The following is a 24015-nucleotide window of genomic DNA, read 5'->3' on the forward strand; positions in this document are numbered from 1 at the left end:
CTACTCTACTTTATTAGCACTTCTATTCTTTACTTTTAAAGTTGATCCACCTGTTTTTGTGCCTTATCCTTATCCTTCTCCCTTCTCTCGTTAACAATATAAAAATAAAAACCCCTTTACATCAAAGGGGTTTTGGGAGTATAAGACATCAACAAATAAGCCTATTTGAAAACAATTTTTTCATAGACTGTTATCTCATTCGTTCTTCTCCCATCCAGACTATCACTGTCGGTTTTGGATTTGCACCAAATCAGCTTGCGCTCACGGACTTTGAATTGCTTCATCACCGCCGATTGGGAATTTCACCCTACCCCGAAGAACATCTTCTATTCGATTGTAGCTAAATAAAAAAACTTCCCACAAGGTGATTGGGAAGTTTTGTAATAAATGCATAGTCAAATAAACCTTCTAAATTAGAATCAATTTAAAAAGTTCGCATTTTTACCCTTCTCCCATCCAGACTGTAACTGTCGGTTTTGGATTTGCACCAAATCAGCTTGCGCTCACGGACTTTGAATTGCTTCATCACCGCCGATCGGGAATTTCACCCTACCCCGAAGAATATTTTTATTTAGCTAGTCTTACGATAACACTATTTTATTATATTATCCATCCTTCTTTTTAAATTTTTTTGGAAGCATAAATTTTAAACAGCTCTGACGAGACTTAAAAAATGTAAAAGATGTTATTAAAATGATGACATTTAACCTGTTAATGGAACTTCTTAATCAAAAAAACGTTCCTTTACAAGTGACTATTCAGTCTAGCCGTTTGGAGGTCATTTACTTGACATTTTTAAAAAATATACCTTTTAAACAAGCTATTTGCTATGCCCTATTAGCATTCTGTTGTGGGGTTTCGATTGTTTTCGTACATCATAATGAACAATTTTATGATCGACCGATAGCGAAAATAACGCAAGTGGATGTAACAAAATCAGAACCAATGAAAGACATGTATGAAAATAAGGATTTTTTATTTACACAGGAAATTATGGCCATTATCAAAAATGGTCAGCATAAGGGGCAATCCATTCATTTGACGAATGACTATTCTTCGTCTGGTGCTTTTGATCAAGAATACCATGTAGGCAATGAAATCTTTGTCACGCTAGATGATCGCACAGCACAATCAGTTTTAACAGGAACCATTGTCGATTTAAAACGTGATCAAACCATGGTAATGATTGCATGGATTTTTATTTTTGCCCTACTTATTATAGGTAAAAGACAAGGCTTATTTTCTATCATTAGCCTGGTGGTCAATGCTGTGATTTTATCATTCGCATTAGATCTTTATGTGAAGCATGGGGGCGTAAGCCTATTAGTAGTCAGCGGCATTTGTGCGGTGCTATTTACAATTATCTCGCTACTACTTATTAGTGGATTAAATACAAAAACATATGTAGCCATCGTGTCCACACTTTTAGGCACTATTCTAGCGCTTATCATAAGCTCTATTGTAATGTGGTTGACAGGTGAAAATGGTCTTCGTTATGAAGAAATGCAATTTTTAACGCGTCCCTATCGTACCGTCTTTATGGCAGGTTTATTTATTGGCTCACTCGGGGCAGTAATGGATGTTTCTATTACAATGGCTTCCTCGATTTTTGCTTTATACGAGCAAGATCCTACGATCCCTGTCAAAGCACTTAAATCTTCGGGACATGAAATCGGTAAAGATATCATGGGTACTATTACAAGTATTTTATTCTTTGCCTACCTTTGCGGCTCCATACCTATGATTATTCTCTATTTAAAAAATTCTTCCACATTAGGGCTTACATTGTCCTTAAATCTTTCTTTAGAATTAGCCCGTGCCTTAGCAGGGGGTATTGGTGTTGTCCTTACGATTCCTATTAGTCTGTATACCGCTATATTTTTCATTAATCGAAAGAGGGTTCGAGAATGAATGTTGTCGTCTTATTAGCAGTTATATTGTGCGTGTTAATGGTTCTAGTCGGCGGTAGACAGGGGATACGCTCATTTCTTTCTTTATTCCTAAACTTTGGTGTACTCTTTGTCACCATTTTTTTAATGACAAACCCTAAAAATAGCCCTATCATCTTGACGTTTATTGCCTGTACGATCATTAGCTGTATTAGCCTTTTCTATATCAATAAAACAAATAGTAAAACCATTACAGCCTTTATCTCGACGATGGTGACGATAGTTGTGTTACTACTCTTTATTACCTTTGTAACGGAAAAGTCGATGATCCAAGGGTTTGGCGAAGAATCAACTGAAGAAATCAGCATCTTTTCTCTCTACATTGGTGTTAATTTTGTGCAGATTGGTGCATCAGTCATCATTATGAGTACGATAGGTGCCATTATGGATGTAGCTATTTCTATCGCTACCTCCATGCATGAGATTTTTTATCGTAATCCTTCGATTAGTAGAAAAAAACTATTTGCAGCTGGCTTAAGTATAGGAAGAGATATATTAGGAACCGATACCAATACGTTATTTTTTGCTTTCTTTGGTGGCTATTTAAGCTTGTTAATCTGGTTCAAGGACCTCTCCTATTCGATTGGAGAAATTGTTAACTCCAAGGTTTTTAGTGCAGAAATGACAACCATTTTTTGTGCAGGTATCGGCATTGCACTGATTATTCCGATCGCCTCCTGCATCAATGCCTATTATTTAATTCGTACACGCGAAAAATCAGAAAAACTTTTATAAAAATTACCAGCACCTATCATAAAACAAAATAAGGCCGAGGTGTCTCAATGGACTTATGAGACACCTCTTTTTGTTGTAGCATTTCCATTGCAATCGCCTCATTTTCTGATAATATTTACCATAAGATGTTTACGTACGCTCAAAATGGTTGTTATTTCAGGATTACTAGATCGCCCATTCCATGTAACATTTTTTAGCATAGAACGTCAATACAACGAGATGAAAAAGGAGAAAGTTTGCAATGAAGCATATTATCTTTGATTTTGATGGGACGCTGGCAGATTCTACTGCTGTGTTTGCATCAGCATGGAATACTTTAGCCCAAAAATATAAATTTAAAGGCATTGAATTGAAGGAAATTGATACATTAAAAAAATTATCAATTTCAGAACGCAGTAAATTATTCGACTTTCCAATGTATAAGTTGCCTATGATTTTACCGCAATTTTATAAATTGTATCGCCAATCATTAAATGATGTTCATCTGTTCGAGGGAATGAAGGAAGTATTAATAGAGATTGATAAAAGAGGCTATAAAATCCTGATTATTTCCTCAAACTCTAAAGAGAATATTTTAGAATTTCTTAAAATGAACGGTATTCATTGTGTAGCAGATGTACTTTGCTCCAACCGCATTTTTGGTAAGGACAAAGTAATGAAAAAGTTTTTAAAGGAAGCGAATGTTGACTCATCTGACGTCGTATATATTGGAGACGAGCAAAGGGATATTGTTGCGTGTAAGAAAGCCGGAGTACCAATTATTTGGGTGGAATGGGGCTATGATGCCAAAGAGGTCGTGCAAAATGAAGAACCTGAATACAGTGTCACAACACCACAGGAAATTTTAGAGATCATTTAATCATGAAAAAGGATAATAGCACTTGTCTATTATCCTTTTTATATGACTATCCTTTGATGTCACTAATTTGCATAAGCTTTTCTGCTGTACTATTAACCCCTTTGTAGGCATCTGTTAATTCATGCATACTCGCAGCAAACTGCTGTGTAAACGCAGCAATTTGATTCGATGATGCATTGACCTGATCGATGGATTGTTTAATGTTTTCTAGTTGCACAGTTATGCTATCAGCACTTTCTGTACTACTCTGAGACATTTTTTGAATTTCAGAAGCGACCACCGCAAAGCCACGCCCATGCTCACCTGAACGTGCCGCTTCTATGGATGCGTTTAGACCAAGAATTCTCGATTTCATAGCTAAATCTTTTACTAAATGGACAATCACATTAATTTGTTCTATATCGCCTGTCATTGATTCTGAGAAATTAGACAACTCTTCCAAACGATTGGATACATCCTTACTGGCAGTGGCTAATCCTTCATTTGTAGCTGTCATTTCTTCTACAGCACTTGAAAGCTCGGTTGCCAGTAGGCGCATACTATCCATTTTTTCATTGGAAATAATGGCACTTACTACGCCAATAACACGTCCTCCTTCAAAAATAGGCTGGGCAGAGGCAATATAGGCCATACCAAAACCTTCTGCACCACGCTCCTCTTTTACAAATTTCCCTGAACTTAACGCTATTTCTGTTGCTGTACCTCGATATTTATGTACTGGATCACCAACCCCAACTTTTAAGTCAACCTTTTTTCCTGGTTTGTAGGCAAGCACTCTTTCCGTATCTGCCACGATGACACAAGCATCCTCTGGGTAAGTTGCTTGGTATAAATCAATCGAATCGATAGTTGCTTGTAGTTTAGGATGCATTGTCTTTTCCTCCCTAAAATTTTCTGAACTGTATCAATTTAACTATATCATGCGATCCGAAAAAAGACACCAACGTCCAGTGGTGTCTCATTACAAGATTATGATTTTTTCAATAATTCTACATATTTTTCTGCCGTTCGAATTTCAATTGTTAGAGAATTCGCTCCATAGCTTGCCTTAATTAAAAATGGTACATCATTTGAGTTTTGAAACCTAAAATCTAACGTATCATAAGATACCGTAGCATCTCTTCCTTTTGGGACATATCCTACATCTAACGAATGATGATGGCGCTCAACATATTTGATGGGAATTTGGTCTACTGCATTAAACAAGGTTGAAGAAGTTTGACAGATTCCACCGCCAATTCCCATGACTACCTTCTTATTAATAATTTCAGGTGCGGGTTGATAGCCATTTGCCTCATCTCTTGGACCTACAATTGTATTAAAAGAAAAATAATCGCCACTGCCTACAATCACATTATGAATGGCTCTGGCAGACAGCTCTATATTTTTATTTCTTCCTAAATCAGCACGATTGAAATAAGTAGTATAAGATGCAACAACCACTTCCTCTAATAAAGGAAGATCCTCAAAATAATAGCCACTTTCTGTTATATAGAGCGGCATTTCTACCTGACCACCAGTCGCAGAAGCTTCGATAATACGCTCCACTAGCTCACTTTCCTTTAAAATAATTTGCGGCTTCCCCTTAATCACTTGCCCGTTTTCATCCAATCGATCAAGCAGCATACGCTGATCATAGCCATTTGATGTGTCCGTTCCTCTCGCCCATTCTCTTGCTAATTGTTCTAGATGTTTTTGATAGGCTTGTGGGTCAGTATCGAAGCCACATTCCTTTGGAGATATTGTTTTAAGTACCTTACTCGTAGTTGGATCAACAACCTCTACAATAGGATCAATCATTTGTTCATATGTAACAGGTTGCTGAACTTCCTCACGTTGTTGAATTTCTTGTTCTAGCTTGTTATGATGGACTGCTTCTTTTTCACAACCTACTAGACCTATCATACAGATAACGCAGCATGTAGCTAACCACTTCTTTTTCAACCATAACACCACCTCTATCTTCATACTACAGAGACATCTTATTCGTCTATTGCTAATAGTGTGTTGTTTTTTGGTTATTTTTATTTGTCAAGACAGCAAAAACACGCTACATTATCCTTATACCTGACATATCTCCAGTTTGATGTTTCAAAAGATGAGTATCAACCTGTAAAGTTGTTTTTACTGCTCAGTAAATCGCCATTTTTGCCTTGATTAACCTTTTAGTGATTTAGGAGAATTTAAAAAGTAATATACGCTTCCAATACGGTATACTTTAGTATTTAACGCGAAAAAGAGCATCTACTAGCTATCCCAAAAGCCAATAGATACTCTTTCTTTTTTATTTTTGAATAAACATTTGTGTCCAGTAGTTACCGTCCTGTACATAGCCTACACCAATATGTGTGTAGCTTTTATTAAGGATATTGGCACGGTGTCCTTCACTGTTCATCCAGGCCGTTACAACTTCCTGTGCGGAACGTTGGCCCTTCGCGATATTTTCGCCAGCAGATTTATACGCAATACCGAAGTTTTTCATCATTGTAAAAGGTGTACCATACGTTGGACTTGTGTGGTCAAAGTAATTTTTATCGTGCATATCTTGCGACTTATATTTAGCTACCCTTGATAGCTCCCAATCTTCTTGCAATGCTGATAGACCTGCTTTTGCCCGTTCTGCATTGACAAGTTTAACAACCTCTCGTTCAACTGTTGCCTGTTCTTTTACAGGGACGTTAATTTTTTGTCCTGGAGAAATTTGATTTGGGTTGGCAAGTTGTGGGTTGGCATCAATTAATTCCTGTACACCCGTTTCTGTTTTTAATGCTATTTTCCATAGAGTATCACCAGATGTCACTGTATAGGATTCGGCGGCCATTGCCGCAACTGGCACTAATAATAAAGTTGCTACTACTGAAGCTAGTGCTGCTTTTTTTAATTTTTTAAACATGTTAATCACCCTTCCTAATTGCTCTACCATTATCGTAAATAGTTTTTGAGCCATAATCATCACAAAATATTTGGAAGGATTTTTACAATTGTATGACAAGCTCGCCATATGTTTGGTTAAAGCCCTTTATCTCGCTATACTTTACCATTTGAATTGTCATCAAGTTGCAATATGTTTGTAATTGGCATACATTACTAATAGATTCAGTGATCAATAGCTGCACAATATATCCTACTTTGCTAATTGTTTACGCTGTAATCGATAAATTAAGAGAATATAAAGCCAATCATAAAAGAGCGTTGCTACAGAAATAATGGTAATTAATGGTGTGCGGAAGTATAGATAAAAGCCAACCGCTGCAAATAATGTACCTACCATCTTACAAACTGCTATCCCCATTGATTGACCAGCTAAATTCCCTCTTTGCAATAATAAAGCAATAAATAGTCCTGACATCATAAGATTTTGGAAGAATGCTACGTACTTACCTTCGAAATCTTGAAAGTCATAGACTAGACCTAAAATAATCAGCATGCTAAAAATTAATGTGATCAAAAAGGAGAAATACAATAGCTTTTTTGATAGCATCTTTCGATATTCATTTGGAGCATACCGTAAAAATTGCATCAAGATAAAGACATCCAATACAAACCAAATCAGCGTAATATAGCGTTGCAGGTCATTTTGTGGATAGAAAAAGGCAAAGATAAATTCCCATGAAATATTGGCACAAATAGCGACCATAGGCATGCCATAGGTTTTATCTTGCCATCCTTTGTAAATAACAAGTATATATGTAAAAATCCAAAAAAGACCCATTCCTACTTGGCAAATTAATAATATGTCTTGTTCACTCAACATTCACGCTCTCCCCCTCTCTAGCATTCCTTCTACTATATGAGGGAATCGATTCTTTATGTCTAAAAGTTTGATAGACGGGTAAAGGAGTAGCTAAATAGTAAAAAACGGCAACCTATACATTCCATAAGCAATCCTATATAGTAAAATGAGGTGATTAAATGAAAATAAAAATGTATATAGATAATGAGCAATTTATCGCGGGAACGACCTTAAAAGATGAGATGGAAGTAGAACACAATAATATGGCTTTGCATAGTTGCCATGATATTCAAGCTATCATTAACAATCGTCAGCATTTAGCTGTGACATTGAACTGTGATTTACAAAATTTTATTTGTACAGAGCAAACACATAGTGCGAACTTTCATAAAGCCACATTAGCCGATCAAGGACGAGGAGCTGCGCAAATGGATACAGCGGTGAAGAATACAGACGCGCTTTATAGCGTAGAGCCTAACTTACTATTATGTAGTTTTACGGCAGATTGCGTGCCCGTTATTTTTTATAATGCTGTGAATGGACTTGTCGGTGTGATTCATTCGGGATGGCAAGGAACAGTCAAAGAAATAACACCCAAACTGTTTCAGCATCTTATGAATGAAGAACAGTGTCGACCTGAGGACTTTCATGTTCAAATCGGTATGGCACTGAGTCAGCAGAAATTTGAGGTAGACGCAGATGTTTATGAAAAATTTCACAGTCTTGGTTATGCCGAAGAATTTATGTATTACAATGCAGAAACGAAAAAATACCATATTGATAATCAGCAAACAGTCAAAAAGCAATGTGAGCTTGCGGGTATTCCAGCGAATCAAATACAAATTGATGAAACCTGTACATTCCTTAGTCCTGATGGCTTTTCTTATCGTCAAGACAAACAAGCTGGAAGACATTTAAGCTTTATTATGCGAAAAACACACTAACAGCAAAGACCTATTCTTATCGAATGGGTCTTTGCTGTTATTTTAAAGTACCTGTACTAATAATGGATGTTTCTACATGGACATTCACGTCTAATTTTCTAATAAGCTCTCTTGTTTTTTTCGATGTCCATTTTCCATGATGATACATTCTAAATTCTTCACTTAAGCCAGCTGGATCTACCTCTGTTTTATTTAATCGCGCTAAAAATTCACTAATATCCTGTTCCAGCTGTTTATTCACATCTTTTTCCAGATCACTAATCCTTTCAACTGTAAATAAATGTGATTCTCTTTCTCCCTTATATTCGCTTAATGTACCCTTTATTTTTAAGAAAATCGTTAATTTGGGTGATTCCATATTTTTATTACTCTCTTTTTTCACACTGCTCTCGATTAAATCAATCATTACCTTTTCCTCTCCATGTCCTGCATTTAAATCAAGGTGCAAAGGAGCAAGGTTTTTCTGTCCACTTAAAGCTTGAATAACTAGTGCTTCCTCAGGTTTAATTAATTCGTGCATCTGATTCCCTTTAAATATGGCAACACCTTTAATCTCTAATTTCTCCCCTCGTTTTTCTACATAGGGTAATACTGTATCCACTACAGGATTTGTAATCGAGTACATAAAATCATGAATATTGGTATTGGGGTTAAAAGCAGTATTAATACTCGGCTCTAATAGATTGTTCAAATAAAAATTAATACTTGGCTTATCAGGATAATCCCCTTTTAAAATCGCTTCCGCATTATCCTTCACAACAGCTATTAATACTTTATTACCTACTTCCGCATTGCGATACAAGTGCTGAACAATTTTTCGAACATTCCCTTTCCGCGCAAAATCTTCGTTTACTAAGACAACGCGCAATTGATTAAAGACTATTTTCTTATCGGATTGCTTTTCTATTTCCACGATGCCGCTTGATACTAAATCTGTTGTGATAGAAAAAGTTTGTGTGTCTTTTTCTGCTTCAGGAGAATATTGGGGGATCGCTACTGTGAGTCTCATCTGGTTTTCATCGATATAATCAAAGGCCATCGAATCTACCATCCCAACATCCTCGAGAGGAACTTTTAATTCTTTTTTAGAACAGCCTGCAAGTAAAATTAAAATCAAAAAAGAAATGATGCATAGACGTTTATTTTTCATACCTGCACCTGCTTTTTGCGAATAACATATATCAGGATTAAAAGCACTGGCCAAATCAGCAGTACATAGCCCACATAGTTACTTGCCATAAATAATTTTTCTTGGAATTCACGCGAAAAGGGCATTTTTACAATAAAGAAAATGATACAGGCGATGATATACAGCTGATAACTTTGCTTTTTCTTTTTAAGGAAGGTATCCATACCCCTTTTTGCACACCATACATAGGCTGTAATCGAGGATAAGATTAGAAAAACCCAAAGCGTAATGCCAATAATATCGATTCGCTCGATAAAGGTAAATTCTCCTGCCTTAAATAGGTTTAATACTGAAAACTCTACATTTTTTAATTGCCACTCTGAATAATACATGACGCTAATAGCTGTTGTGATAAAACATAAAAATATACTAATCCAAATACCGATTAAGGAATGACGAAATGCCTTTTTTTGATCGATGATATATGGAAAATAAAATAGAATTAATTCGTAACCTAGTATAGAAAAATAACCTTGCTTTAACGCTTCATAAAATTCCCGAGGCGTAAAATTAAATAGAGGTAAAAAATGACTTGGATCACCTTTTTCAATGGCCCAGCGCGTAAAATAGAATAATCCAATGGTAATAAAAAATGTCATTATACAAAACCGTGCAATAGATTTAATACCCCCACTTACAATGTAAATTAGTAACACTAAAAAGCAAAGGACAGGCATGGTAATGGTTTGTTCTTGCAAAGCTGTACTTTGAATTAAGTGCATATAATTACTAATAATCCCTGCACTAAAAACAATAAATTGAATAATGACGAGTAGATTTATAAACTTTCCGAACCATTTCCCCAATAATATTTCATTCATTCGAAATAAATCATCATTGGGAAACTTCGAACAAAGCCATACCATTGCAAATAGCGTCAGACTGGCAATCACGCCGAAGAGAAGTGGCATAAATGATTGTGTATAGCCCATGGAGCTTAATTTTTGAGGTAGTGAAAGGATACCAGTACCAATCATAATACTTTGTGCTAAGAAGATGACATGATAACGATTTAACACCTTTCCTTTTGTTGTATTCAAAGTTGACCACCTCATTCTCTTTTGGCGCTATTTTTTCTGTGCTTTTGAAATACCCGTCTTACTTCTTATATATTTAGTTGGAAATCGGATGACACTATCTAATAAATCGGTTGGCTTTCTTGGAATGGCAGGTGTCATATAATGCGTTCCTAAAGATTTGAGACTTAATAAATGGTGGATTAACCACGCAAAGGCGAGCATCTGTCCAAACAAGCCAAATAAACCTGCTGATAAGATAAAAATATAACGGATAAATCGGCTAGTATTACTCATTAAGAAAATGGGCGGTAAGAAGGAAAGTAGTGCTGAGGTAGCGACTAATACAATGAGTATATTACTGAGTAATCCAGCTTCTACGGCCGCTGTACCAATTACAATACCTCCTACGATACCAATTGTTTGTCCGACTTTGGCAGGCATTCGAGAGCCCGCTTCTCGCAATACTTCAATAATAAGCTCGATAAATAATACCTCAATCAGTGGTGGAAATGGTACCTTACTTCTTGATTCTTGAAGATTTAGTAATAATTCGTATGGCAAAATTTCTGGATGAAAGGTTAAGGCTGATATATACATTGGTGTAATCATGATCGTTAAGAAAAAACCAAAAAAGCGCAGCATCCTTAATAAAGATGCTGTTGTCCAACGGTTGTAGTAATCCTCAATCGACACGAACATTTCAAAAAAAGATGTGGGACAGACAATGGCTAGTTGACTATTATCCATAAAAATGACGATTCTCCCATCCAGAAGATAACGGCAAATACTATCTGGACGGACTGTCATGTAGTATTGAGGAAAGGGCGATAATGGATTATCCTCAATTAATTGCTTCAACACGGATATATCCGTAAATAACGGATAATCTACCTGGTCAATACGGTTTCTTAAATCATCTAAATTTTCATGGCTCACGATATTATCCATATACATAATCGATATTTTAATATTGGCTTCTGACCCAACAATTCGATTTTCATTTTTTAGCATGGAGCTTTGAATACGTCTTCTCACTAACGATATATTCGTTTCTAATGATTCTGTAAATGCATCCTGTGGACCAATTACAGTCGACTCTGTTTCCGTATCCGTAATGGCCCTTGTAGGTGCGCTATACGTATCGACGCTTAATAGGGCGTTGGTTTCGTGAAAAAAAAGAAGGGTTTGCCCAGCATTCAATTTTTTAACGACACCTTTCACATCCTTCGGGTCCACATATTGAGCCATTTGATGAATTTGTTTCAAATTATTAGCTAGTGGAATCGTCACCATGGTTTGTAAGGTCATTTTTTCGATGAGTGAGGAGAAATAAATGACCGTCACATCCCCTTCTTCTGTAGCAATCATTTTCAGTTTTACGTCATCGACTTCGTTAATCTCCTGCTTTAATTTAGCGACAATCTGCTCGGGTATCTCGTTCATTTTCGCTCCACCCCTTTTGTTCCGATAAATACCAGTCCATATCATTCAATTTTTAGTAGTTTGTCTTTTTTTCATTTAATTATGTAAAAATTGTGCTAGCAAAAATAGCCATACAAAAAGGATGCATCCCATTTAGAGATGCATCCTTTTACGCTATTCTATAGAATCTTTGCTGTATCGGTTTTTACCAATACCAAATACGTAGTAGCTAATTGTTACAAGAACTAAGAAAATAATACCCACTATTAATGACACGCGTGTATCATCATTGAACCACATGCCGACTAGTACCATGATTAAAAAGATGATTGTTACATAGTTTGTAATCGGTGCGAACGGCATTTTGAAAGGATGCTTAGCTAGCTGCGCTCCCTTTTCTTTTCTAAAACGAATTTGACTTATTAAAATGATAAACCATGGTATCATCCCTGGTAAAACACTTGCACTATACACATAAACAAATAAGTTTTTAGGGGCAATATAGCTTAGAATAACACCAATAACTAACCCCACTAATACGCCCGCTGTTCCAAATAAAGGCACGCCATTACTAGAAAGCTTTGCGAAAAATTTTGGTGCTTGTCCATTCATAGCAAGTGTATATAACATACGTCCAGCACTATAGATTCCACTGTTACACCCTGACATTGCAGCAGTGATGACGACGAAATTAATAATACCTGCAGCAGCTGTGATACCTACCTTAGCAAATGTCGCAACGAAAGGACTACCAATTGTGCCAAGCTCGTCCCAAGGATACACTGTAACAATGACAAAGATTGCACCGATATAGAAAATTAAAATACGCCAAATGATACTTTGAATCGCATTGGTAATTGTTTTCTGCGGATTTTTTGCTTCTCCCGCCGTAATTCCAATGAGCTCCACCCCTTGATAGGCCGCAACAACTAAAGATAAGGCAAAGAAAAATCCTGTCCAGCCACCTGTAAAGAAGCCACCGTGACTCCACAGATTGGATAAGCCGATTGCTATCCCATCATTGCCAAAGCCAAAGAAGATAAGTCCGACCCCTGCAATAATCATTAAAATAATCGTAACAATTTTAATCATCGCAAACCAGAATTCAAATTCTCCAAATGATTTGACAGAAATGAAGTTCGCCACACCTAAAATCACCATTGCAATTAGACCAGGTATCCAAGCCGGTAATTCTGGATACCAATATTGCATATACGTTCCTACTGCTATAATTTCAGACATCCCAACAATAACCCATTGGAACCAGTTACTCCAAGCTGTTAAATACCCTGCTAAAGGATGAATATATTTATAGCCAAATGTGGCAAAAGAGCCTGTACTTGGCTCCATATAAAGCATCTCACCCATTGCCCTCATAATGAAAAAAATAAAAATACCTGCAATACCATAGGCAAGGAGTACAGAAGGTCCCGTCCATTGAATAGCACTTGCTGAGCCCATAAATAGCCCAACACCAATCGTACCGCCAAGTGCAATCATTTGAATATGACGTGCTTCTAATCCTCTTTTCAATTCCTTATTGGCCACTCCATAACGCCTCTTTTCCTGTTGTTCTTTCTACGATGTTTTTACTTTAAAATAATAATCAATTTTTCTAAAAAAGACAAATGTATTTTTAGGAAAAACAAAAAATATTGCTATTTTAATAGAATAACGAAAAATAGGTAATAACGACGATTTAATTGATGTTTGTACGAAATATGATGTTACTTCAACATTATTTAAATCAGAAAATTCAAAAAACTCTATTCCGTTCAAGTCGAAAGGAATAGAGTTTGCTTCGTTATTGTAATAAAGTTTGTTCGTGTAATTTAGCAGAGAAGTATTTACGTGCATCTGCTGTTAGAATTTGTAGCAAAGTCACTTCTTCTTGACGTGCAAATTCTACAAACATCCCACTTAAATTTTCGTAGACATATTTGATTTTAAAGCCACTATCTAAATAATGGTCTACTTTTTGAATTTCCTCTGTGCTTTGTTGGAATTCAGACATGCCATCACCTCACCTTCTTTTGAAAATGTCTTGATGTTGTCTCACTTACTCGGCACCCTTCATCTCTAACAGAGGATCTGGTTGCTCCACCAGTTCATCTTCATTTGGGACCGCCGTTGGAGCTGCTGGTTGGCCAAATATTTCATCTAAATTATGTCCGACTGTAATACCTAAATATTTGGCATCACTTGGATCATCTAGCTCAGCTTGTGGATACTTTTTAAACCACCAATACTTCGCTAATACATAATATACAATCGCGCCTACAGCGAACCCTACTAAAGAAGAGTAAGTTGAAAATATATTGGCAACTGCACCACCGATTACCCAGGCGATTAACCCAGCCATATTAAAGCCCTTATAATATTTAAATTGCCCATCTAATTCATAAAGCTCTTTTACATGTACGCGCCGTTTACGAATCAGGTAGTAATCAGCAAATAAAATACCTACAATCGCTGTTAAAATACCGCCAATGATTAATAGGACATTGACCATGACATCAAATAGACTCCAAGGCTGTGCAAGAATACCAATAATCCCTGCAATAACTACCCCTACCCAGAATGGCACTTTTGGTCCCCCGATATTAGAGAAAATAGTAGCTGCTGGTACAACGTTGGCAGAGGTATTTGTCGACCATTGTGCTAATACAATCATCAGCAATAGAATCCCAAGAATAAAGCCGCTTGCACTTTGCTGTAAGGCATTAATTGGGTCTGCCGAGGCAACTGCCATATAGCAAACTGCACCAATCGTAACAATGAATGTGTTAGTAATGGGCATGACAATTAAAGAGCCTACAAGCTGTGTTTTATTACGCTTGAACCAATTACGCTCATTTTTAGGTGCTTTAAAGAAACGGGATAAGGATGGCATATCAGCTGCTAATGTTGCCCAAAAGCCCATATTTGCCATCACCACTACCATAAAGGCGGTAAAAGCAGCGAAGCCTGTTGTTGGGGTTTCCACCCACGTCCAAATATTTTTTCCCTGAGATGTTGCATTATCTGCCAATGTGTAATACATCCAACAAGAAATTAAAATAATGACAGGGGCTGCTAAATCAGCAAAACGCTCAATGGATTTAATACCAAGAGATGTATTAAAGAGTTGAAGCGCTGCAAACACAAGGAAGCAGATAAACCAATTATCAAAGCCAAACAATAAATTTAAAATTCCGTTTATCGCTAATGCACCAAAATACGTATTCAAACCAAACCAACAGGCAGCTGTAACACCACGTACAAGAGAAGGTATATGAGTACCGAATGTGCCAAATGGTGCACGCATATAAACAGGGAAAGATAATCCATGCTCTATTCCGATGTCACCAATTAACGTCATAAAGACGCCAATTAAACAAGAACCTACCAATGTTGCCACAATCACCATTGGTAAGGATAAATTCATGATAGCCGAACCACCAATGGCAAAAGCCGCTAATACAATTGCCATTCCTATCCAAATCACCGCAAAACCAAATGTTCCAATATTTCTTTGTTGATGTGTCACTGGAAGTAAATCTGGGGATTTTAAATAATTCCCTTCACGTTCCATAATGTTTCTCTCCTTTTTTTCTAATTTCCGTGACAACCTACTTGAAGTGCCTTCCTTCACCCAAAATGCTGAAGGAAGGTGGAATTTCGATTTTAATCTTTATTCAAAAATGAACAACGGTCCTTTATTTTGATAGACTGCTAAGAAGTGATTGGCGTTCATTCCATGTCATTGACGGAATTGTAGATGGGCGTTCAACCATTGAAATGGCTCCATCGACAGGACAAACAATTGAGCATAAATTACAGCCTACGCAGTCTTCCTCACGAACCTTTAGCATTGGGCGACCATCCTCCGTATAAAGGTCAATACATTGATGGGATGTATCCTCGCAAGCAATATGACACTTATTGCAATTAATACAAACATCATTATTAATTTCTGCGACAATTTTATAATTTAAATCTAAATCACCCCAGTTTGAATACCTTTGTACAGAGCGACCAACTAAATCCATGACTGAAGCTAGACCTTTATCATCTAAGTAGTTATTCAGCCCATCAATCATATCCTCCACAATACTAAAGCCATGATGCATTGCTGCTGTACATACCTGTACGCCTGTCGCACCCATTAATATAAATTCCGCTGCATCTTGCCAATTGGAGATCCCCCCAATGCCCGAAATCGGTACATTGACTAATGGATTACGAGCACATTCTGCAACCATGTTCAGTGCAATTGGTTTAACTGCTGGACCACAATAGCCCCCATGAGCTCCTTTTCCAGCCACATGTGGTACTGTATTCCAAGAATCTAAATCAACACCAGCTAAACTGTTAATCGTATTAATCATACTCACAGCATCTGCTCCACCTCGTGTTGCCGCTTCAGCCGTCACGGTAATATCCGTAATGTTGGGCGTTAGTTTAACAATAACAGGTGTACGCGCCGCTTCCTTTACCCAATACGTTTGTTTTTCCACCAATTCAGGGACTTGACCAGAGGCAGAACCCATGCCTCGTTCTGCCATCCCATGTGGACAACCAAAGTTAAGCTCAAGACCATCAACCCCCACATCTTCTACTCGTTTGACAATTTCATGCCATTTTTCTTGCTTTGGTTCCACCATTAACGAGGCAATAATTGCGTGATTAGGAAATTTCTTTTTCGTCTCATAAATTTCTTGTAAATTCACTTCTAATGGTCGATCCGTAATTAATTCAATATTGTTAAAGCCTGCCACACGTTGGCCATTATAGCTAACTGCTGCAAAACGGGAAGACACATTTAAAATCGGTTCTCCTAACGTTTTCCAAACTGCGCCACCCCAGCCCGCTTCAAATGCACGTTGGACTTGATAGCCTGAATTCGTTGGTGGAGCAGATGCTAGCCAAAATGGATTCGGCGATTTGATGCCCGCTAAATTAATGCGTAAGTCTGCCATATAAGTTCCCCCTCTATCCGTACTAACAATCTTTTGTCAACTGAAAGCATAGTGCCAAATACAGGCTGTATGACCACCATTTCAAAACATAGGCTAATGCAATCATTCAGATGGGGGATTAACAGCCTGTATAAACCCGATTGGTGAATCTAACAACCAGTGGAGGAAGAGCCTCCCTGATTGAAGGTTCACTTTATGCAATCTCACTTGGTTTTCTTAAACGTTCATGAATCTTATATGCTGCATCTTTTCCTTGCTGTACAGCGGTCACTACCATCGCTTCACCCTGTCCATTACCAAAGACAACATCTCCACATGCAAATACTTTGTCATTGGACGTTTGCATTGTTGTCTCATCAATGTCTACGACACCATTTGTATGAGCTAAACCAAAGGCTTCAATTAACGATACAAAACGAGTTTGCCCGATGGCTTTAATAACAGCATCCACTTCAATGATAAAATTAGAGCCCTTTACTTCTTCAGGGCGTTGTCGACCATCAGGACCTGCCTCACCAAGCTTCATTTTCACACATTCAATGCCTGTCACCTTTCCTGCTTCATTGCCAATAATTTTTTTAGGTGCAGTTAGCCATTTAAATTCCACACCATCCTGCTTGGCAAATTCATATTCAAATTTGTATGCTGTCATTTCTTTTTCTGTTCTACGATAGAGAATTTGTACATTATCTGCGCCTAAACGCACCGCACTTGTAGCACCGTCTATCGCCGTGTTTCCAGCACCGATTACGGCTACTCGTTTCCCAACAATATCATTTGTAAGCGGTCCCATTTTTGTTTTTCGAATAAACTCAATTGCATCATGTACCCCTTCTAAATCTTCTCCATCAATGCCCAAGTTTGGGACAGCACCCATACCAACAGCTAAAATCACACTGTCATAGTGCGCCAAAATTTCATCTGCAGAAATATCCACACCTACAGCTGTATTCGTTTGAATGTCCACACCAAGCTGTTCAATCTGCTCTACTTCCCAATCTACGACATCATTTGGTAATCGGAATGCTACAATTCCATAGCTTCCTAAGCCCCCAGCCTTCGCTTCAGCTTCATAAATAGTTACTTGATAGCCTAAGCGACTGAGCTCACGAGCTGCAGACAAACCAGCAGGACCTGCCCCTACAATGGCTATTTTCTGTCCATTATGTGGACCTGCCTTAAATAGCTGAGCATTGGTTTCCATTGCCCAATCCGTTGCATAACGTTGTAACTCACCAATTTTAATTGGCTTTGTTGAAGAATTTAAGACACACGCCCCTTCACACAGTTCTTCCGTTGGACAAACTCTTGCACAGCTTGCACCAATTGGGTTTGCTTCTAATATAGTCGTAGCAGAACCCTTCATATTACCAGATGCAATTTTTTTTATAAAATTGGGTATTTGAATACTTGTTGGACATGCTTTAATACATGGTGCGTCATAGCAATACAGACAACGATTGGCTTCCTCAATAGCCTCATTCTTTGTCATCTTACCCTTTAATTCTACAAAATTACGTCTAAGCTGAACGGTCATTGCATTTTCTTGAATCGGAACCATTTCCACATCCCCCTCATGTGTTCATTTTTTCCGTACCCTAATTACGTAGACCGATTGCTTTGCTCTCCAGTCAAAACAATCGGTCCTATCCTGCAGGAAGCTAAATGTTTAGTGCTTCCGCAGCTACTGTTTTTAATGGACGTTTGATGTATCGTCCACTGCCAAGTACACCTACAAATTCTTTATTTTTAATGACATATTCCCCACGTACGAGTACACTAACAGGCTCACCTGTTACCTCCCAGCCTTCATATGGGTTATAGTCCACATTCATATGATGTGTTTTAGCTGAAATTTGGCGCTGTGCCTCTGGGTCAAAAATGACGATATCCGCATCTGAACCAATTGCAATCGTTCCTTTTTGCGGGAATAAGCCAAATATTTTTGCGGCACTAGTAGAGATCATATCTACAAATTCATTGATGGAAATTCTGCCTTTTGCCACGCCCTCTGAGTATAAAATACTGAAGCGGTCTTCAATGAATGGTCCGCCATTTGGAATTTTCGAGAAATCATTTAAGCCTAACTGCTTTTTACCTTTAAAGCTAAAGGAGCATTGGTCTGAGCCAATCGTCTGTAGCTGTTTTGCCTTTAAGGCATTCCATAAATGTTCTTGATGATATTTAGGTCGAAGTGGCGGTGACCAAACATATTTGGCTCCTTCAAAGCCTGGTTGCGCTAATGCGGATTGATCGAGCGTTAAATACGGTGGACAAGTTTCGCCATAAACATCATAGCCCTTTTCACGAGCAGCAATAATTTCATCTACCGCTTCTTTACATGTCACATGCACCACATAGAGCTTCGCACCAGCTATATGCGCTAATTCGATAGCACGTTTTGTTGCCTCTCCCTCCAATTCCGCTGGACGAGTTAGTGCATGATAGATCGGTTCCTTATGTCCTGCACGTCTTGCCTCCTCTACTAACTCATCTATAACAGAGCCATTTTCACAATGAACCATCACTATCGCACCAAGATCCTTAGCGATTTTAAAGGCTTTAAATAGTGTACGATCTGTTGCTTGGAATTCTTTTGCATAAGCCATGAAGACCTTGACAGAAGTAATGCCCTCTTGCTCCAATAATTGTGGTAATTCAGCTTCGGTTTCAGGTGTTAGATCACCAATCATCAAGTGGAAGCCATAGTCAATAGCAGACTTTCCTTTTGCCTTGTCGTGCCATTTCTCTACGGCTGTCGATAATTTTTCTTCTCCTGCTGTTAAACAGAAATCTAAAATAGTAGTTGTCCCACCAAAAGCCGCTGCAATGGTGCCTGATTTCCAGTCATCATCCGTCACCGTGTTATTGAATGGCATGTCTAAATGCGTATGGGGATCAATGCCACCAGGCAATACGTACTTGCCTGTAGCATCAATTATTTCAGCGCCAGCATCCGTTAAATTTTGTCCAATTTGAACAATTTTACCGTTCTCAATTAAAATATCTGCCTCAAATACATCAGCAGCAGTTGCTACTCGTCCACCTTTAATAATTTTTTTCACTATGCCTCTCACCCTTCATCACAAAATTAGAGAATGCTTGATAGTTAATGCAGTGTATATGTTTCGCCCATACTAAACTTCGTTTGTAGCGTTAACACCGTTTCCAATAAAATATCTGCGCCCTTTGCACAATCTTCAAAGGCTGTTTCCTCTTCTTCACAATGACTCTTGCCTTGAATGCTTGGAACAAAAATCATCGCGGAAGGAACCATACTTGCCATATACTGTGCATCATGTCCAGCGCCACTAAACATACGATGAGATGAATAGCCAAAGCTTTGACAAGCTCTTTCTACTTCATTGCAAATCGCACTATCAAAATACACGGTATCTCTGCCCCATAACTTGACAGGCTGAATATGGCATCCGCCCGCTGTCTCAGGAAGCGCGTTGAGAATATCCTCAACCTGTTGCATGACCTCTGGCTTTTGATGACGTGAATCAATTGTAAATGTCACCTTATTTGGGATAACGGTATGAATATTCGGGGAAACATTCATACGACCAAAAGTAAAAACAAGTTGTTCGTCAATTTTTCCTAATTGTTCATATAGCTCTTTAATGATGGTTGATGCCACAATCATTGGGTCTTTACGCATTGACATTGGGGTTGTACCTGCATGGTTTGATTGCCCACTAATTGTAATTTCATAGCAGACCATGCCTAGCACACCTTCAACCACACCAATTTCCTGCTGTTTTGCTTCTAATACTGGCCCTTGTTCAATATGCAATTCGATATAAGCAAGTGCCTCCTTCAGACGATTGGCTTGCTCTCCCTCATAGCCACTTGCTTGTAAAGCTTGTTGAAAACGAATGCCGTTTTTATCTGTAGATTGGAGCATTTTTTCTTTGTCAAATTTTGAGGTGATGACGCCTGAACTCATCATGGCTGGATCAAAACGTGCCCCTTCTTCATTCGTGAAATTGACAATCGTAAGAGGAATGTCCACTTCGATATCATTTTCCTTTATTGTTCGAATGGCCTCGATCGCTGTTAGTACACCTAACACACCATCAAATCTTCCACCTTTTTCTACTGAATCTAGATGGGAACCCATGACAATGGGTGGCACATTCTTTTTACCAGGAAGAGTGGCGTAAATGTTGCCCATATCGTCCACCTGAATATCCATTCCTAACGTTTTGCAACACTCACAAAAATAGTTTCTTGCTAATACATCCTCATTCGAAAGAGACAAACGTGTGACGCCACCATTTTCGGTGGCCCCAAATTGACTAAATTGTTCAATTAACTCTTGCAATCGTCTACTATTACATTTATACATATGCAAGTCCTCTCTTTCACAGTAGTTAATAAACATTCTAAAATAGATAAAATTTGTGAGATATGGATAGTAAACTAAAAAAATATGTGCAACTGCACATCATATATGGTAAGTTATGTTCATAATTAAGGGGGGAACGTATGGGGACGATTCGTAAAATTGTAGAGGGAGTTCATTTCCCAATGCTCACATTAGTCGCTGGACATAGTGGTACGTATCGCAGAGTTACTGGTATTAATGTTGTGGAAAGCAGTGATTTAATCATGTTTTGTAGACCCAATGAATTAGTCGTCACAACAGGTATTCATTTAGATGCGCAGCAAGACTCCTTGGAACATCTTGTCAAACAGGCATACACGAAAAAAGTAGCTGGCTTTATCATTAATACAGGACCATTCATTCCTAGCATTCCAGAAGCCGTCATCTCTTTTGCCAATCAACATGATTTCCCAATTTTTCAAATGCCATGGAATTATCGCATTGCTGATCTATTAAAAACTACCTTTCAATTTATTGCCAATCACCATCAAGAGCTTTCTATCGAAGAAAAGGTTCTTTTCAATCTACTATTTCATTACAAACAAAACACTAACACAATGAAAGATCAACTAGCACAGCTAGGATTTCCTCAAGGAAGAGAATTAGCGATCATAACTTGTACAACCATCGGCTCTCAAACAGCTATTGACCGTTATGAGGTCATGATCCAATTCGCTTTTCAAAATCGCTATCAACGCTTCTTAAAATTAAAGCATAAAAATCACCTCATCTTTTTAATTGATAAAGCACAAATCAATACACCTAATATCCCCTTCTCAAAAGTTGTGGAAGAAATCTATGAAAAAATCACACTAAAAAATGGTTACTTGGATATTATTATCGGCAAAGGTAACTTTCATAAAGAGCTAGAAAATGTTCGCCAAAGCTATGATGAGTCCTTAACCGTCATCCATTTAGCACAGCTTCATAACAACCGTTATTTGTATAAGTATAAAGAAATCGGTGCCTATAAAATATTGATGGCTGTGAAAAATCAGCCCCTAATGAAATCGTTCAGTCAGGATATTTTAGGACAGCTTTATCGCTACGATGAATTACATGGGACAGACTATGTACCTTTTTTACGGATTTTCGTTGAGGAAAATGGCAGTACAAGCAGGATTAGTGAACGTCAATTTATACATCGAAACACGGTCCTCTATAAAATTAAGAAAATTGAAATGCTATTAGATATGGACTTAGGCAATCCCTTTACGAAGACTAATTTGTATATTGCCTTTTTAATTGAGGATGTCTTAATGCATCAATAGCCTGTCACAATTTTAAATTAACTGAATTATCTTTCTCGTTAAATACTCCTTCTAAAATTCTGGAAGCATACATATAAAGTACAAATGGGGGCGACTGTGCATTTTTGTTGTCCACATCTGAGGAAAACATATGCATGCTAATCAACTACCTGTTTAGAAGGAGTGAAGCTTCGTGACAAATGTAACAAGTCCCAATTGGCAAGTAAAAGATGAACAATTTGTATGGCATTCTATGAAGCCCTACAATCCAAATGCAACAATGATCGTCCAATCCTCTAAAGGAGCATGGATTACTGACATTGAAGGTAAGCGCTATTTAGATGCAATGGCAGGTTTATGGTGTGTGAACGTTGGTTATGGACGTGAGGAGATTGCCAAAGTTGCCTATGAGCAACTGCTAGAAAATACGTATACCCCATTATCTATTGGGCACATCCCTGCTATTCAATTAAGTGAAAAAATTAATGAGCTTTTAGGGGATGATTATGTCGTCTTTTTCTCTAATAGTGGCTCTGAGGCAAATGAGGCAGCCTTCAAAATAGCTAGACAATATCATCAACAAAAAGGTCACGTCAATCGAACGAAAATTATTTCTCGTTACCGTGCCTATCATGGTAGCTCGATGGGTGCTCTTGCAGCAACTGGACAAGCTCAACGAAAATATAAATATGAGCCACTGGCACCAGGTTTTTTACATGTCACACCACCTGACACTTATCGTGCCAATGAGGACCATATTCAAAGTAAGGACCCTTGTGCATTACCATCCGTCCAAGCAATCGATCATGTTATGACTTGGGAAATGTCAGATTCCATAGCAGCAGTCATTATGGAGCCTATTATTACTGGCGGTGGTGTAATTATGCCCCACGACCGTTACTTACAAGGAGTTAAAGCTGTTTGTGAGAAGCATGGCGCACTACTCATTGTCGATGAAGTCATTTGTGGTTTTGGTCGTACAGGCAAAGCTTTTGGATTCCAAAACTACGGCATCCAGCCTGATATTGTGACTATGGCGAAAGGCTTAACAAGCGCTTATATGCCACTGTCTGCTACAGCTGTTCGTCGTGAAATTTATGAGGCGTTTGCTGGAACTGAGGAATATGACTTTTTCCGTCATGTCAACACATTCGGTGGATCACCAGCAGCATGTGCCGTCGCATTAAAAAATATTGAAATAATGGAAAAGGAAAATTTATTTGCCCACTCGGCTGCTCTAGGTGCTACATTACTCACTACATTACAGGAGCAATTAAAGGAGCACCCGAATGTTGGGGATGTTCGTGGGAAAGGCTTATTAATTGGCGTAGAGCTAGTACAAGATAAAGACAGCAAAACACCGCTCGACATTACGCTTGTGAACAAAGTAATCACACAATGCAAGGAACAAGGGTTAATCATTGGGAAAAACGGGGTAACCGTGGCAGGTTTCAATAATGTGTTAACCTTATCTCCTCCTCTGAATATTTCCTCAGATGAGAAGAATTTCATTGTTGAAAAATTTGTACAAGCCTTACATTCTATTAAACTGTAGGAGGAA

20 protein-coding genes and 2 riboswitches are annotated in these 24015 nt (G+C 38.0%); of the genes, 6 read left to right on the top strand and 14 right to left on the bottom strand.

What is annotated here, in order from left to right; genetic code table 11:
* Positions 1 to 198: 198 nt before the first annotated feature.
* A riboswitch (FMN riboswitch) is annotated at positions 199 to 324 on the bottom strand.
* 116 nt (positions 325 to 440) lie between these two features.
* Positions 441 to 566, bottom strand: a riboswitch (FMN riboswitch).
* A 220-nt stretch (positions 567 to 786) separates the two neighbouring features.
* The 3 genes from RCJ95_RS02730 (at position 787) to RCJ95_RS02740 (ending at position 3543) form a co-directional block, all read left to right on the top strand.
* Positions 787 to 1911, top strand: coding sequence for a YibE/F family protein (locus RCJ95_RS02730; RefSeq protein WP_446721867.1), 1125 nt, complete (start codon positions 787 to 789; stop codon positions 1909 to 1911).
* Positions 1908 to 2684 (top strand): YibE/F family protein, encoded by a 777-nt coding sequence (locus RCJ95_RS02735; RefSeq protein WP_257521738.1) that lies wholly within the window; start codon positions 1908 to 1910, stop codon positions 2682 to 2684. The genes RCJ95_RS02730 and RCJ95_RS02735 overlap by 4 nt, the downstream gene beginning before the upstream one ends.
* A 241-nt stretch (positions 2685 to 2925) precedes the next feature.
* On the top strand, positions 2926 to 3543 hold the full coding sequence (locus RCJ95_RS02740) for an HAD-IA family hydrolase (RefSeq protein WP_257521737.1): 618 nt from the start codon (positions 2926 to 2928) through the stop codon (positions 3541 to 3543).
* Between the two features lie 46 nt (positions 3544 to 3589).
* Here RCJ95_RS02740 and RCJ95_RS02745 read toward each other — a convergent pair whose 3' ends face one another.
* The 4 genes from RCJ95_RS02745 to RCJ95_RS02760 form a co-directional block, all read right to left on the bottom strand.
* Entirely contained in the window at positions 3590 to 4414 is an 825-nt protein-coding gene (locus RCJ95_RS02745; RefSeq protein WP_221680650.1) for a methyl-accepting chemotaxis protein, read from the bottom strand.
* A 98-nt stretch (positions 4415 to 4512) separates the two neighbouring features.
* Complete coding sequence (locus RCJ95_RS02750) at positions 4513 to 5487, bottom strand: VanW family protein (protein ID WP_221680649.1); 975 nt, start codon at positions 5485 to 5487, stop codon at positions 4513 to 4515.
* Positions 5488 to 5827: 340 nt separating this feature from the next.
* Entirely contained in the window at positions 5828 to 6436 is a 609-nt protein-coding gene (locus RCJ95_RS02755; protein WP_257521734.1) for a CAP domain-containing protein, read from the bottom strand.
* A gap of 231 nt (positions 6437 to 6667) precedes the next feature.
* Positions 6668 to 7297 carry a transmembrane-type terpene cyclase gene (locus tag RCJ95_RS02760; RefSeq protein WP_274772398.1) on the bottom strand — a complete coding sequence of 210 codons (630 nt, stop codon included), beginning with the start codon at positions 7295 to 7297 and terminating at the stop codon, positions 6668 to 6670.
* A 158-nt stretch (positions 7298 to 7455) separates the two neighbouring features.
* Between RCJ95_RS02760 and pgeF the strand changes: the two genes are divergently transcribed.
* On the top strand, positions 7456 to 8220 hold the full coding sequence (pgeF, locus tag RCJ95_RS02765; protein ID WP_446721868.1) for a peptidoglycan editing factor PgeF: 765 nt from the start codon (positions 7456 to 7458) through the stop codon (positions 8218 to 8220).
* Between the two features lie 37 nt (positions 8221 to 8257).
* On the opposite strand, the gene RCJ95_RS02770 is transcribed toward pgeF, so the two are convergent.
* The 10 genes from RCJ95_RS02770 to RCJ95_RS02815 all read right to left on the bottom strand — a co-directional run bounded on the left by RCJ95_RS02770 (position 8258) and on the right by RCJ95_RS02815 (position 21165).
* Positions 8258 to 9370, bottom strand: coding sequence for a Ger(x)C family spore germination protein (locus RCJ95_RS02770; RefSeq protein WP_369354405.1), 1113 nt, complete (start codon positions 9368 to 9370; stop codon positions 8258 to 8260).
* The gene (locus RCJ95_RS02775; RefSeq protein WP_369354406.1) at positions 9367 to 10449 is read right to left on the bottom strand and encodes a GerAB/ArcD/ProY family transporter; all 1083 of its coding nucleotides are present in this window, start codon (positions 10447 to 10449) and stop codon (positions 9367 to 9369) included. Before RCJ95_RS02775 ends, RCJ95_RS02770 begins: the two co-directional genes overlap by 4 nt.
* A 27-nt stretch (positions 10450 to 10476) precedes the next feature.
* The gene (locus RCJ95_RS02780) at positions 10477 to 11871 is read right to left on the bottom strand and encodes a spore germination protein (protein WP_369354407.1); all 1395 of its coding nucleotides are present in this window, start codon (positions 11869 to 11871) and stop codon (positions 10477 to 10479) included.
* Between the two features lie 153 nt (positions 11872 to 12024).
* A complete protein-coding gene (locus RCJ95_RS02785) occupies positions 12025 to 13398 on the bottom strand; it encodes an amino acid permease (protein ID WP_221680643.1) in 1374 nt (457 codons plus the stop codon).
* A 256-nt stretch (positions 13399 to 13654) separates the two neighbouring features.
* Positions 13655 to 13864 (bottom strand): hypothetical protein, encoded by a 210-nt coding sequence (locus RCJ95_RS02790; protein WP_004232753.1) that lies wholly within the window; start codon positions 13862 to 13864, stop codon positions 13655 to 13657.
* Positions 13865 to 13909: 45 nt separating this feature from the next.
* The gene (locus tag RCJ95_RS02795; RefSeq protein ID WP_369354408.1) at positions 13910 to 15424 is read right to left on the bottom strand and encodes an NCS1 family transporter; all 1515 of its coding nucleotides are present in this window, start codon (positions 15422 to 15424) and stop codon (positions 13910 to 13912) included.
* Between the two features lie 124 nt (positions 15425 to 15548).
* The gene (preA, locus tag RCJ95_RS02800; protein WP_369354409.1) at positions 15549 to 16811 is read right to left on the bottom strand and encodes an NAD-dependent dihydropyrimidine dehydrogenase subunit PreA; all 1263 of its coding nucleotides are present in this window, start codon (positions 16809 to 16811) and stop codon (positions 15549 to 15551) included.
* 193 nt (positions 16812 to 17004) lie between these two features.
* Positions 17005 to 18372, bottom strand: coding sequence for an NAD(P)-dependent oxidoreductase (locus RCJ95_RS02805; RefSeq protein WP_221680640.1), 1368 nt, complete (start codon positions 18370 to 18372; stop codon positions 17005 to 17007).
* 100 nt (positions 18373 to 18472) lie between these two features.
* Positions 18473 to 19876: a dihydropyrimidinase gene (hydA, locus tag RCJ95_RS02810; protein WP_313149980.1), complete on the bottom strand. Its 1404-nt coding sequence runs from the start codon at positions 19874 to 19876 to the stop codon at positions 18473 to 18475.
* Between the two features lie 44 nt (positions 19877 to 19920).
* Positions 19921 to 21165, bottom strand: coding sequence for a Zn-dependent hydrolase (locus RCJ95_RS02815; RefSeq protein WP_054550727.1), 1245 nt, complete (start codon positions 21163 to 21165; stop codon positions 19921 to 19923).
* A gap of 140 nt (positions 21166 to 21305) precedes the next feature.
* Between RCJ95_RS02815 and RCJ95_RS02820 the strand changes: the two genes are divergently transcribed.
* Both RCJ95_RS02820 and RCJ95_RS02825 read left to right on the top strand, forming a co-directional pair.
* A complete protein-coding gene (locus RCJ95_RS02820) occupies positions 21306 to 22475 on the top strand; it encodes a PucR family transcriptional regulator (RefSeq protein ID WP_221680637.1) in 1170 nt (389 codons plus the stop codon).
* Between the two features lie 172 nt (positions 22476 to 22647).
* Positions 22648 to 24009, top strand: a complete 1362-nt coding sequence (locus RCJ95_RS02825) for an aspartate aminotransferase family protein (RefSeq protein ID WP_369354410.1) — start codon at positions 22648 to 22650, stop codon at positions 24007 to 24009.
* Positions 24010 to 24015: the final 6 nt, after the last annotated feature.

This window comes from Lysinibacillus sp. BSL11, from assembly GCF_052928325.1.

Coding starts and splice junctions, on each gene's coding strand:
- RCJ95_RS02735 (WP_257521738.1), top strand. CDS start 1,908: ATGAATGTTGTCGTCTTATTAGCAGTTATATTGTGCGTGTTAATGGTT.
- RCJ95_RS02740 (WP_257521737.1), top strand. CDS start 2,926: ATGAAGCATATTATCTTTGATTTTGATGGGACGCTGGCAGATTCTACT.
- RCJ95_RS02745 (WP_221680650.1), bottom strand. CDS start 4,414: ATGCATCCTAAACTACAAGCAACTATCGATTCGATTGATTTATACCAA.
- RCJ95_RS02755 (WP_257521734.1), bottom strand. CDS start 6,436: ATGTTTAAAAAATTAAAAAAAGCAGCACTAGCTTCAGTAGTAGCAACT.
- RCJ95_RS02760 (WP_274772398.1), bottom strand. CDS start 7,297: ATGTTGAGTGAACAAGACATATTATTAATTTGCCAAGTAGGAATGGGT.
- pgeF (WP_446721868.1), top strand. CDS start 7,456: ATGAAAATAAAAATGTATATAGATAATGAGCAATTTATCGCGGGAACG.
- RCJ95_RS02770 (WP_369354405.1), bottom strand. CDS start 9,370: ATGAAAAATAAACGTCTATGCATCATTTCTTTTTTGATTTTAATTTTA.
- RCJ95_RS02780 (WP_369354407.1), bottom strand. CDS start 11,871: ATGAACGAGATACCCGAGCAGATTGTCGCTAAATTAAAGCAGGAGATT.
- RCJ95_RS02790 (WP_004232753.1), bottom strand. CDS start 13,864: ATGTCTGAATTCCAACAAAGCACAGAGGAAATTCAAAAAGTAGACCAT.
- RCJ95_RS02795 (WP_369354408.1), bottom strand. CDS start 15,424: ATGGAACGTGAAGGGAATTATTTAAAATCCCCAGATTTACTTCCAGTG.
- preA (WP_369354409.1), bottom strand. CDS start 16,811: ATGGCAGACTTACGCATTAATTTAGCGGGCATCAAATCGCCGAATCCA.
- RCJ95_RS02805 (WP_221680640.1), bottom strand. CDS start 18,372: ATGGTTCCGATTCAAGAAAATGCAATGACCGTTCAGCTTAGACGTAAT.
- RCJ95_RS02815 (WP_054550727.1), bottom strand. CDS start 21,165: ATGTATAAATGTAATAGTAGACGATTGCAAGAGTTAATTGAACAATTT.
- RCJ95_RS02820 (WP_221680637.1), top strand. CDS start 21,306: ATGGGGACGATTCGTAAAATTGTAGAGGGAGTTCATTTCCCAATGCTC.